The sequence below is a fragment of the Pannonibacter sp. Q-1 genome, assembly GCF_054073275.1.
Genome location: NZ_JBSXNB010000011.1, coordinates 99,471 through 111,744 on the forward strand (window position 1 = coordinate 99,471; position 12,274 = coordinate 111,744).

A 12,274-nucleotide genomic window follows, 5' to 3' on the forward strand; every position below is an offset into this window, starting at 1 on the left:
TGCCAACGAAACAAAAATCCATTCTCTCAAGAGAGGCGGCAGGACTGTGTCCGGCAGCCGTTGTACCGCATCTGGAACCAGAACATGATTGACCGCATCGACCGGCGTATTCTGTCCATCCTGCAGGAGGATTGCACCGTTCCCGTCGCCGAGATCGGCCGCCGGGTCGGCCTGTCCACCACGCCCTGCTGGCGCCGCATCCAGAAGCTGGAGGAGGATGGCGTGATCACGGGCCGTGTTGCCCTGCTGGATCCGGAGAAGGTCAATGTCAAGGTGACGGCCTTTGTCGCCATCACCACCAACCAGCACACGGAAGACTGGCTGCGCAAGTTTGCCGATGTGATCAAGGAACTGCCGGAAGTGGTGGAATTCTACCGCATGGCCGGTCAGGTGGACTATCTGCTGCGCGTCACCGTGCCGGATATCGCCGCCTATGATGCCTTCTACAAGAAGCTCATCTCGAAGATCGACATCACCGACGTGTCGACCACCTTCGCCATGGAACAGATCAAGTGCACGACGGAACTGCCGCTGAGCTACATCCCCGTTGAGAAGACCCGCGCGGAAAGTCAGGGCTGACGGTCCGCGCCGCAGACCTGACTGAATGGACAGGGAGAGGCGGAGCTGGCCTGCGGCCCCTTCGCCTCAATATTCCTTTTCGTAGAAGATACCGGCCTTTGACGAGCCGTCGGCCCCCACTTCACCGCGGGCCTTGAGGTTGCGGTTGAGGTCGATGTCCACCTTCACCCGGCTGGAATTGGCGGAAGTTCCCTGTTCCACACCCAGATAGATGTTCTCGTTGATGTAGCGCCCTGCGGAGAGCGAGGGCCCATCGGCGCCGCCAAGGTTCACATCCACCGCATCCAGCCCGAGAGACTTGCGCAGCTGTGACAGCGGCCCGGTGTCACTGCCACCGGTGAGCGACGTCACGGCAGCGGCCAGCTGGGCGATCTGGGTGGGCGACAGGTTGGTCACCGAGCGGTCGAACAGCAGCTGCGCCAGAATCTCGTCCTGCGGCAGGGCGGGGCTTGAGGTGAGGTCGATCACCGGATCCGCGGCGCTGCCCGTCACCGTCACGTTGATCGAGGTCGAGCTGGCTGACGTTGCCGCCAGGAAGTCCAGGTTTGGCGTCAGCGAGCCTGTGAAGCCGATGGAGCCACGCGAGAAGGTCAGGCGCCGGGTCAGGATGTCGAGCAGGCCACGGCGCAGGGTAAAGCCGCCAAGGGCCTGCGGATTGGCCGTGGTGCCGGTGAGCCGGAGCGTGCCGCCCAGTTCCGCATCCACACCGCGTCCGCGCACGAACACGCGGGAGGGCGCGGACAGCGTGATGTCGAGACCGATCGGGGCGGAGGCGGAACTCTGCTGTCCGCCGCTGCTGCCGCCTTCGGCCTGCAGCTCTGCAATCTGTTCACGAACCGGCTTGGGCGCATTCACATGCCGCACGGCGAGGGGCGACAGGGCACCCGGCAGGCTTTGCGGAATGTTGATGTTGGCGGTGCTGATGTTGACGGTGCCGCTCAGCCGCCCGCCCGTACCGGTCCCTGCCAGAGGGCCGGAGAGCCTGAGGTCTGCGTTCAGGTCCGCCGTCACCACACGCCCGTCGCTGTAGCGCGCGTTCACAGCCTGAATGGCCAGCTCCGCCGGAAGCCCCTGACCAAGTCCGACCGTGCCATTGGCGGAAACCCGGCCGCCTGCCGAAATTGCGGCGTTGAGGCCCGAGATTGTGATCTGCTCGCGCGTGACGCCGATGGAGCCGGCGAAATCGCGCAAGGTGAGGCCGGTGGCCAGCTCCGTCAGTTCCAGCCCCTGCGGCTGCATCTGAAGGTTGATCGCCGGATTGGTCAGCGGCCCGCTGATCCGGCCGCTGACGGCCAGCGTGCCTGCGCCGCGGTAGCCCATTTCCGTCAGACGCACGCGGGCAAGGCCCAGTGGCACCGAACCGTTGACGCCGATATCGAGTGAGCCAGATCCTGCCAGATTGATCGGGCCTTCCGCCGTCAGCGCCAGCCCGTCCGCGCCGGTGATGCGGGCGGTCTGGGTGATGCGGTTGCCGGAATAGGCGCCGGTGCTGTCCAGCCCAAGCGAGGTGATGCCGTTCTGCGTCAGCAGGGATGCGGTCAGTCCCCGCCCGGAGAGGTTCCACGACGCTTGCGGCGCGGCGGCCGCACCCGTGACCGTGGCCGTACCGCTTAACGTGCCGCCGAGGCCGTAACCGGGCGCAAAGGCATTGCCGAGCGCCAGCGGCACATCGGCCAGCGCCGCCTTGATGTCGAGCCTGTCGCCCGCCGTGCCGGAAATGTCCAGCCGCCCGCTGCCGAGCGCCAGCTGCAGCGGCTCGATCCGGGCCACGGCGCCCTCATAGGTCAGCCGAGCCGGGCGGGCGAGAGTGGTCTTCAAGCCGCTGTAGCTGCCCTGCAGCCGTTCCAGCGCCAGATCGAAACCGGCCGCGGTGGCCGTCAGGCTGCCGGTGGCCGACACGCCATCGGCGCCCTGCAGACGGGTGTCGAGTGTGAAGCCCGTGCGCGTGCCATCGCTTTCTGCCGATAGGGTGAGGCTCTCGACGGCGGTTGCACCGGCCATGATCTGGCGGGCCTCCAGCTTGCCGCGCGCCTGCGGCACACTGAGGAGATCAAAAACTTCGCCATTGATGGCAAGCGTGCCGACGCGGTTGTCCTGATAGGCCACGTTGCGCCCGCTGGCCGTCAGGCTGACTTGCGGGCCGCTCTGATTGGCGGAAATGCGCGCCGTTGCATCCAGCGTGCCCGAGACCGGCGTCAGCAGCAGCGGCGACAGGTCCTCAAGCGCCGCGCCCTTGAAGACAAGCTCGCCCGTCAGGGTTTCGAGGGCACGGGTGAGGCTTGCAAGGCTCAAGGCGCCATTGAGCTCGTTGCGCCCCGCGACGAAAGAGATATTCCGGACCTCAGCTGTGCCTTGCGAGGAACTGACATCGGCCCGGGCGGTCAGCGGCGCGCCGTTCAGGCTGCCGCTGAGGCGCAGAGCACCTGCCGGGGCTGCTGCATCGGCCTTGCCGTCCAGCTCCAGCACCAGATCCGTCAGGGGCGTGCCTGCAAGCGTCAGCTGCGCGGATTTGGCGCTGAGGCTGACGTCCGGACCGGACAGGGGGCCATTCGCCCTCACGGACGCCTCCAGCGCACCTGTCAGCCGCGGATCGATCTCGTCCACCCGCGTCAGCACCGCCTTCACCTCACCGTCGACAGTGGGGGTGGTTCCGCCTGTGCCGAGTTTCCCGGTTCCATCCAGCTTCAGAGCAGAGGTGCCAAGCGCAAACCGCCGGAAGGCAATCTCCCCGCTGCTGTTGATGCCGGCTTCCAGCTGTCCTTCCAGCGCGCCTGCCAGCAGCCTGTCCACCTGCTCGAGACCGGTGGCGACATTCGTTCCGGCTATCGAGGCGCGGATGGAGCCTGCCTGCTGGGAGGGATTGCCCTCCACCACCATGTTCATCGCCAGCGCGCCGGAGGTTTCAAGGCCGGTCATGCCCGAAAATCGGGAAAGGTCAGCAAGGGTCAGTTCTGCGGCAAGCCGGGCGTTCGAGTGGGCGATCACGCCTTCCTGCAGGCGCATCTGCACGCCCGGAGCGCTCAGGGTGCCACGGCCAATGGACACCTGCTTCTGGTTGCCGAGAAGCTGGCCGACGATTTCCAGGCTGGAGTCGCCTGCCAGACTGGAGAGACTGGCGTCTGCCGGTTGCAGCCCGCCCAGAGTGAGCCGGGCAGAGAAGGGCAGGCGGAAGTCATTCTTGAGTTCGGCGCCGATACCGGTGGCGGACAGTTGCAGCCGCTCCAGTGCCCCTTGCGGCGCCGACAGGCGGTCTCCCTGCAGATTGAGGTTCCAATCCGCCTTGGCGAGGGAGCCCGAAATGTTTCCTGTCAGCGACAGCGCCTGCATGATGTAGCGCTGGCCGTCAGCTTCCAGAGCCAGAAGCGCATCCCCGCCGGCAGCAATCCGTGCATCCGTCTTTGCCGAAAGGGCCCCGGACACGGGGTCGAGGCTGCCGCTGGCATTGGCCTGCAGGGTGCGGGTGGTCACGGCAAGCGAAGCCGACAGGGGCTTGTAGTCCTGAGACATCATCAGGCTGAGGTCAGCCTGCGTGTCGCCTGCCGCCAGCGCTGAGGCCGCCGGTGGCACCAGCGGCTCCAGCTGGCCGGTCAAAGCCAGCTTCAGCTCTCTTCCGGCATCGGTACGGGCCAGCTGTGCGGCCCCGGTGGCGGTGCGCCGGCCATCCAGAGCAACGGCCAGATTGGCGGCCCAGTTGTCCAATGGGCCGGAGCCGTCGAGGTTGAGATCAACCGCAGGAAGACCTTCGATCCCGGCAAGCCGGGCGACAAGCCCGCCGCGCGGCTCGCTTGCCCTCAGGGACAGGGTGAGGGCGCCGGACTGGGAAACATAGGCAAGCTGGCCCGAAATCACGCCTCGGATGCCATCGGTCCGCTCGATGTTGAGAGAAGCGTTGACCGAATCAGCTGGTCCCGAGGCCGATGCCTGCCCCCTGACGGAAAAGCGCATCGGGGCGCCTGCAACATCTTCACCAAGGTCGGCCTCGGCGATGTTGAGACGCCCAAGCGTGATCCGGCGCAAAGGCGGCTTGAAGCCGTCCTGCTGGTCATTGCTGGCCGTCTCCGGCAGCGCAGGGCGGCGCGGCAGGGCGACGCGCTGTGCGCTCACACTGTCGATGTTCAGCGAAAGCCCGAACAGGGCCAACGGGCTCCAGACGATGCTGAGATTTTCAATTTCACCATAAGTGCCAACAGGATCCGTCAGTTCCAGCCTGTCGAGCCCGATGTTGCCATTCCAGCCGATGGTCAGGCCTGACAGCCGTGCACCGCCGTCTGCGGTATCCAGAAAACGGTTGGCCAGCCGCTCGGCCGCAGCCTCGCCAAGGGGCGTCGGCAGCAGTGCCAGCGCAAGGCCGGTCAGAGCCGTCGTCGTCAGGGCGGCAATGCCAAGACCCTTCAGGATGCGTCGTGTTGCGGTCATGGGCCTTTAGAATGCCTGGCTCAGTCCAAGATAGATTCCGAACTTCGGATCATCTTTTTCCGGCGAAAGTGGGACCGCCACGTCCAGCCGCAAGGGGCCGATCGGCGTGAAATAGCGGATGCCGCCGCCCACGCCGATCTTGAAGGGGCGGGAAAGGTCCGGGGCAATGGCGCTGTAGGTATTGCCTGCATCGACAAAGCCGACGACGCCAAAGCTCTCCGTGATGCGAACGCGCACCTCGCCGGAGAGTTCCACCATGCTGCGCCCGCCGGTGACCTGCCCGTTCCGGCGCGGGCCGGTGTTGCGGTAGGCATAGCCGCGGATCGAGCCGCCGCCGCCTGCAAAGAACCTGCGGCTTGCCGGCACATCATCGACGCCCGGCGCCACGATGCTGCCTGCCGCCACACGTCCGGCAAGGATGAAGCGTTTGGCATCATCCAGCGCGGCATAGGTGGAGAAGGAGCCTTTCATGAACATCATGCCGTTGCCATTGCGGATGTCATAGGCTGGTTCTGCAAAGGCGACCGCCAGCAGCCCGCGCGACGGATTGAACACATCGTCGCGGGTGTCATAGGTCAGTTCCGCCGGGATGCCGGCGAGAAGATACGTGCGGTTGCCGAAGGCATCCGTCTCGTCAATGAAGCTGACCTGCGCACCCACCCGGCCAGACAGCTGGTCCGAGAAAGTGCGCCTCAGATAGGCATCGCCCGAGACCGACCGGCTGGTATAGGCATCCGGCGTTTCCTGCTTGGCACCGAGGCTTGTGGAGAAGCTCGTCAGCGGCCCGAAGACGCCGGGCTTCTCGAAGGCGATCCGTGCCGCATATTCCATGTCCTTGGCCGCCTGGTTGCCAAGCCGGCCGACGGATCCTTCAACGCTCAGCAGCTCGCCCTTGCCGAAAAGGTTGCGCCGCCGCCAATAGGCCTCGACGCCGCCGCCCTCGGAACTGGACCATGTGGCGCCAGCGCCCAGCACATGGCGCTTGCGCTCAGCCACCTGAATGGTGATGGGCATCCTGCCATCGGCTCCGGCAACCTCGCCCTCGACCATGCTGACCGAAGCAAAGATGCCGAGATCATTCAGCCGCTTCTGCGCCTTGGCCAGGACCCCCGGATCGTAGCGTTCCCCCTCGGGGATATTGGCCATTTCCGCAACAAACGCCGCATCGGTGACGTTTGTCCCCTCCACGGTCACCGTGCCGAAAGTGGCCGCCGGGCCAGCCTCGGCCGTCAGTTCCACGTCCAGCCGTCCGGTGGCATGGTCGGCGGTGATGTCGCGGTTCGCGATCCGGGCCTTGGGATAGCCATTCTGGTGCAGCGCATTGACGATCTGCCGTTCGGCGGCAACGATCTTGGCGGAGTTGGCCGTTTCGCCAGGCACAAGGCCCCAGGTCTGAGGGCTGTCGGGAACACCCGGTGCGCCGGTGGAAACCTGAAGGTTGCCGAAGGTGAACAGCGGTCCTGCCGTCACGTTGACCGACACCTGCACGGGGCGCGGACCTGGAATTTCTCCCCGCTCCAGCACGCTCTGCAGGGGCTGCCCGCCAAGCTGGATGTTGACGGTGCCGCCGTAGAAGCCTTGCAGATAGAGCTGAGCCACCAGCCTGTCGAAATCATTGAGGGCGCGTGCGATCAACCCGTCGCTGCCGGAGGGCGGAGAGCTCATCTCGGATATCAGAACGGAGGCTGATTCCAGCTGGTCCTCCAGGTCATCCGATCCGCCGGAGAGGTTCAGTTCGGCCTCATAGGGCAGGGCATCGGGCGCCACCGTTTCGCTGCTGCCCCACAGGCGCACGCCAAACAGTTCGAAAGCGGCCACAGGAGTGGCCAGCGGTGATGCGGACAGAACAAGGGTCACGGCAAGGCATGCCGCAGGCAGCCGGAGAGCACGCGGCAACATCACCTGCCGGGCGGCCGGCACAGCGGTGGTGCTGCGGAGCCGGAAATCCGGCCCGAGCCTGTCTTCTGACGGAAGACGCATCAACTTGCTACCGTCCCAAACCTCATGCCGGTCTGTTTCCCGGCGTGTCCCATATCCTCGCGCGAAGCGCAGCGTCATGCCCCTGTATGGCACGGCCGGACGCCGTTGGCGAGCCTCTTGCTAACCATACGGGAGCCCGGAGATACCCCAATCCCCGGTGTCAGTCTGACGCAGAAGTGTCAATAGTTTCCAAAGATTGAGACCACCCTGGCAAGCCTTCCGCAGGGCAGGGAAAACACCGGAAACCTCAGAACAGCTCCGGCTCCGGTGCCACGCCAAGCCCGTGCGGCGCTTGAGCAATTTCAAGGCGTGATGCGTCAGCATCTCAGTGCCTTGGTATAAGGTGTATTTTTTCCATATGCAGTTACCGGTGTAGACATCATGATGCCGCAATAGGGGAATGGGGCAGAAAGATTGGCTATCAAGTATCCTGTGAAGATCAAGGCTGCTCCGAAGGTCGGCAGCTTGTACTGGTGCAGTCTGCACCCAGAGGAGCACATTCATATTCCGGAGTTCTGGAAGAAGCGGCCTGTCGTTATCATCTCAAGGAAAAATACCTTGCATGGAAAGGTGATGATACTTCCCATCACAACAGATCAGGACAACGAGAATTATGCAAACAGCATTGAACTTTCGCAAGGCGCCAGTGACAAGATCAATGGGAAGCGCTGCTGGGTTGTCTGCGATCATGTCATGACAGTTGCAACGTCACGCCTTGATTTTATTCATGCAAAGCCTCCCCGGCTTGAGACTGCCGAGCTGACCCCCCATTCTTGAACTGATGCATTCGCTTCTGGCCGGCTGGCGGTAATACGAGCGCTCAATGAAGATTGTTTCATCGAGAGTTGGTCCAGCGCGTTGATCGCAGGGCTGCTGAAGGGCCACCGATTCTTGACAGAAAGACACCATGCCGGTATCTTCAGATCATATGCGGGGCGTGGGAACGCGTCACCGTCTCCCTGTTTCAGGGACATATAAGCCAAGCCACCCTCACGGGTGGCTTTGGTCTTTCTGATGTTCCTTTTTGCAAGTTCTTTCCAGAAATCCCAATGCCCAGCCCGGACAAGAACGTGGGCAGAACCGGCAAATGTCTGTTCAGAACAGCTCCGGCTCTGGTGCCACGCCAAGCTGGCGGCGGGCGGCGGTGAGGGTGTTGGCCATCAGCATGGCGATGGTCATCGGGCCGACGCCGCCGGGCACGGGCGTGATGGCGCCTGCCACTTCGGCAGCTTCTGCGAAGGCAACGTCTCCCACGAGCTTTGTTGCGCCTTCGCCCTTCGCCGGATCGGGCACGCGGTTGATGCCCACGTCGATCACGGTTGCACCGGGTTTGATCCAGCTGCCGCGCACCATTTCCGGGCGGCCGACGGCAGCCACGACGATATCTGCGCCGCGCACCACTTCGGGAAGGTCCTTCGTGCGGCTGTGGGCGATGGTCACGGTGCAGCTTTCGGCGAGCAGCAGCGCGGCCATCGGTTTGCCGACGATGTTGGAGCGGCCGATGACAACCGCATTGAGGCCGGCGAGCGGTGTCTGAAGCGTGCGCTTCAGCAGCACGAGGCTGCCAGCCGGGGTGCAGGGCACAAGCGCCGTGTCACGGGCACCGGTTGCCAGGAGGCCCACATTGACCGGGTGGAAACCGTCCACATCCTTCTCCGGGCGGATCAGGCGCAGCACCTTGGTCTCATCGATATGGCCGGGCAGGGGCAGCTGTACCAGAATGCCGTGAATAGCATCGTCTTCGTTGAGCTGCGTCACCAGCGCCAGCAGGCTGGCCTCGGACGTGTTTGCGGCCAAGGTGTGCTTGACCGAGTGAAAGCCGCAGGCTTCCGCCGCCCGGTCCTTGTTGCGCACATAGACCTGGCTGGCCGGATCCTCCCCCACGAGCACCACCGCCAGCCCTGGCCGCTTGCCGGTTTCTGCCAGAAGCCGTGCGGCACGGGCCGTAATTTCGCTGCGCACGGAGGCGGCAACCGCCTTGCCGTCAATGAGGTTTGCCTTGCTCATGGGTCATGTCTTTCACAAGCGGCGCGGGAGGCGCACCGGCTGGCTGAATTTGCGCGCACCATAGGCAGCAAGGCCCGCGCTGAAAAGAGGTTTCAGGCCGGTTTCCGTGTCTTTCCGCCGCCGCTTTTGAACGGCTTCAGAACGTGCGGGCGAAAGCGGCAAGACAGGAGATGGCGCAGACGATGTGATAGAGCGAACTCGCCGGTGCAGGCTCGTCCACGAAACTGCCGTCCGCGCGCCACTTGTCACGCCACAACCCGCGCAAGGGAACGTCGAGATAGGTCTCCAGTGCCTTGCCAGCCCGCAGGATGGATGCCAGCGCTTCTTCCCGCTTCTCTCCATTCGGTGTTTCGGCCAGCGTCTCGGCCAGTGTCTCGGCCAGTGCAATGCCCGCCTTCAGCCACTCCGTCTGGCCCCAGAGGCGGGCCACCGTGTCGCGTGGGCTCAGGTCTGCATTGAGGGACATGAAGGCGGCGTCCCGAGTCGGATCCACCCCGCAGGTCTCGCCAATCTCCACAAGCCGGACAGCAACTGGCAGGACTTCCGCCGTCCGGCCGCGCCGCCTTGCCCAGGTCAGCAGCAGCCAGGCCCATTCAAACTGATGACCAGGCTCCACCGCCTGCTTCGCCGGGTCTTCGGGCAGCGACCAGTCGAGCGTGAAAAACTCATGCAGGGCACCGGTCGCCGGATCTATGAAGCGGGTGAGGGCAAGAGTTGCGATCTGGTCCGCCAGATCCCGCCAGCGCATGCCGCCGCCGGCCTCTTCCATGGCAAGGCATGCCTCCAGCATGTGCATGTGCGGGTTGGAGCAGAGCGGCGCGCGCGGTGGATTGGCCTCGTGAAAACCGCCTGCCGGGTGGGCGTATTCTCTCAAGAGCTGCAGAAGGGTTCTGTCGGCCCGTGCCAGCAGATCCGCCGTCCGCGCCGGAAAGGCAATGGCTGCAGTGGCGAGCCCAAAAAGTGCAAAGGCCTGATTGTAGAGATCAAACGCCGTGTCGCGCGTCTTTGCGTCGATGCTTACGGCGTTGATCACAAGATCGCGCTCGTCAAGATAGGTATCGCGAAAGTACGCCATACCCTTCGCCGCCATGTTGAGCGCTTCAGGGTCCTTGAACCCCAGCCTTGTGCCCTCGATCAGGCTGTAGATCTGCCGCGGGGCAACACGTGCGCGCACCATGCCGCTCACGGGTGCCAGGGCTTCATCTATGGACAGGGTTTCGGCGAAGCGGCCCGTCTGCGCATCAAACCCGGCCTTCAGCCAAAGCGGCAGCGCAGCGCCGCAGAGCCAGGTTCTCAGGCGCAGATCGAGATCTTTGATGGCGGCGAGTGCCGGAGACGTAGAAGCGGATGATATCACAGCACAATCCAGTTCTCTGCGGCGCGGCAGCATACGGCGGTTCTCAGTAGTTCTACTAGCACAGCCTCTGCCGCATGGACAGGCCGCAGCGGAACCTTGATGTCAGACAAGCGGACATAGTTATTGTCTGATTTGCGGAGGCTTGAAAAGGTGCATCCATCCGCAACCGGTCTGGCGTATCTGGAGAACGCGTATCCCTCCCGCGCCTCAGAACAGACCCTCCACCTGACCGTCCGCATTCAGGTGAATGTCGAGTGCCGCCGGATGGCGGGGCAGGCCGGGCATGGTCATGATGTCCCCGCAGATGGCAACGATGAACCCGGCTCCTGCCGACAGCCGCACTTCGCGCACCGGCAGGGTGTGCCCTTCCGGTGCGCCCAGCAGGGCGGGGTTGGCGGAGAAGGAATATTGGGTCTTGGCCATGCAGACCGGCAGGTGGCCGTATCCGCTTTCTTGCCAGCGCTCCAGCTGGCGGCGGGCGGCGGCGTCAAAGGAAATCGAGCCGGCCCGGTAGATCTTCCGGGCCACGGTTTCGATCTTGTCCGTCAGGGGCATTTCATCCGGATAAAGCGGCGCAAAGCGGGCGCTGCCGCCTTCCGCCAGTTCCACCACCTTGTTGGCGAGAGCTTCCGTGCCCTTCGAGCCTTCCGCCCAGTGGGTCGCCAGAATGGCTTCGACGCCGAGATTGCGGCAATAGGCAGTAATGGCGGCAATCTCCGCATCCGTGTCCGAGGTGAAGTGGTTGAGGGCCACGACAACCGGAACACCGAACTGGCGCAGGTTCTCTATGTGGCGGCCGAGATTGCACAGGCCGGCCTCGACAGCGGCCACATTCTCATGGCCAAGATCGGCCTTGACGATGCCGCCGTTCATCTTGAGGGCACGGACTGTTGCAACGAGAACCACGGCAGCCGGCTCAAGGCCCGCCTTGCGGCACTTGATGTCGAAGAACTTTTCCGCCCCAAGATCCGCGCCGAAGCCTGCCTCTGTCACCACATAGTCAGCCAGCCGCAGGGCCGTCTGTGTCGCCACAACGGAGTTGCAGCCATGGGCGATGTTGGCGAAGGGGCCGCCGTGGACAAAGGCGGGCGTGTGCTCCAGCGTCTGCACCAGATTGGGCTGGAAGGCCTGACGCAGCAGCACAGTCATGGCCCCGTCGGCGCCCAGATCGCGCGCCGTTACCGGGCTGCGGTCCGCGCGAGTGCCAACCACGATATCGCCAAGACGGCGCTGCAGGTCGTCAAGATCCGTGGCGAGGCAGAGGATCGCCATCACTTCCGAGGCAACGGTGATGTCGAAACCTGCTTCCCGCGTTGTGCCATTGGCCCGTCCGCCCAGACCGGTGACGATGGCGCGCAGGGCCCGGTCGTTCATGTCCATCACACGGCGGAAGGCAATGCGCTGCGGGTCCAGTCCCAGCGCGTTGCCCCAGTGCAGGTGGTTGTCGATCAGCGCCGCCAGCAGGTTGTGGGCCGAGGTGATGGCGTGGAAATCGCCGGTGAAATGAAGGTTGATGTCCTCCATCGGCACCACTTGCGCCTTGCCGCCGCCGGCTGCTCCCCCCTTGACGCCAAAGCAGGGGCCGAGCGAAGGCTCGCGCAGACAGATGGCCGTCTTCTTGCCGATGCGGGACAGGCCGTCGCCGAGGCCGACGGTTGTCGTCGTCTTGCCTTCGCCGGCCGGCGTCGGGTTGATGGCGGTGACGAGGATGAGCCGACCCTTCGGGCGGCTCTGCACATTGGCGATGAATTCGCCGGAGACCTTGGCCTTGGTCTTGCCAAAGGGCTCAAGTGCCTCTTCCGGAATGGCGAGCTTCGCAGCAATATCTCTCATCGGCAGCAAGTGTGCTGCCCGCGCGATCTCAATGTCGCTCGCCATGTATGCTCCCCTGGAATCAGTCTGGTGCTTTCTCACCTTGGTAGCCTGCCGGGGGCT

General features: G+C 64.2%; 7 protein-coding genes. 2 read left to right on the forward strand and 5 right to left on the reverse strand.

The genetic code is table 11. From position 1 onward, the window contains the following. Positions 1–87: 87 nt before the first annotated feature. On the forward strand, positions 88–579 hold the full coding sequence (locus tag ACVNHC_RS23445) for an Lrp/AsnC family transcriptional regulator (RefSeq protein ID WP_457169782.1): 492 nt from the start codon (positions 88–90) through the stop codon (positions 577–579). 66 nt (positions 580–645) lie between these two features. Here ACVNHC_RS23445 and ACVNHC_RS23450 read toward each other — a convergent pair whose 3' ends face one another. Further along, the gene (locus tag ACVNHC_RS23450) at positions 646–4,995 is read right to left on the reverse strand and encodes a translocation/assembly module TamB domain-containing protein (RefSeq protein ID WP_457169769.1); all 4,350 of its coding nucleotides are present in this window, start codon (positions 4,993–4,995) and stop codon (positions 646–648) included. 6 nt (positions 4,996–5,001) lie between these two features. Beyond that, a complete protein-coding gene (locus tag ACVNHC_RS23455) occupies positions 5,002–6,852 on the reverse strand; it encodes an autotransporter assembly complex protein TamA (RefSeq protein ID WP_457169770.1) in 1,851 nt (616 codons plus the stop codon). A gap of 537 nt (positions 6,853–7,389) precedes the next feature. Here ACVNHC_RS23455 and ACVNHC_RS23460 point away from each other — a divergent pair. Further along, a complete protein-coding gene (locus ACVNHC_RS23460; protein ID WP_457169771.1) occupies positions 7,390–7,752 on the forward strand; it encodes a type II toxin-antitoxin system PemK/MazF family toxin in 363 nt (120 codons plus the stop codon). Between the two features lie 318 nt (positions 7,753–8,070). Here ACVNHC_RS23460 and folD read toward each other — a convergent pair whose 3' ends face one another. The 3 genes from folD to ACVNHC_RS23475 form a co-directional block, all read right to left on the reverse strand. Further along, positions 8,071–8,982 carry a bifunctional methylenetetrahydrofolate dehydrogenase/methenyltetrahydrofolate cyclohydrolase FolD gene (gene folD / locus ACVNHC_RS23465; protein WP_457169772.1) on the reverse strand — a complete coding sequence of 304 codons (912 nt, stop codon included), beginning with the start codon at positions 8,980–8,982 and terminating at the stop codon, positions 8,071–8,073. Positions 8,983–9,118: 136 nt separating this feature from the next. Continuing rightward, a complete protein-coding gene (locus tag ACVNHC_RS23470; protein ID WP_457169773.1) occupies positions 9,119–10,339 on the reverse strand; it encodes an AGE family epimerase/isomerase in 1,221 nt (406 codons plus the stop codon). 207 nt (positions 10,340–10,546) lie between these two features. Beyond that, positions 10,547–12,217, reverse strand: a complete 1,671-nt coding sequence (locus tag ACVNHC_RS23475; RefSeq protein ID WP_457169774.1) for a formate--tetrahydrofolate ligase — start codon at positions 12,215–12,217, stop codon at positions 10,547–10,549. Positions 12,218–12,274 lie beyond the last annotated feature (57 nt).

Coding starts and splice junctions, on each gene's coding strand:
- ACVNHC_RS23450 (WP_457169769.1), bottom strand. CDS start 4,995: ATGACCGCAACACGACGCATCCTGAAGGGTCTTGGCATTGCCGCCCTG.
- folD (WP_457169772.1), bottom strand. CDS start 8,982: ATGAGCAAGGCAAACCTCATTGACGGCAAGGCGGTTGCCGCCTCCGTG.
- ACVNHC_RS23475 (WP_457169774.1), bottom strand. CDS start 12,217: ATGGCGAGCGACATTGAGATCGCGCGGGCAGCACACTTGCTGCCGATG.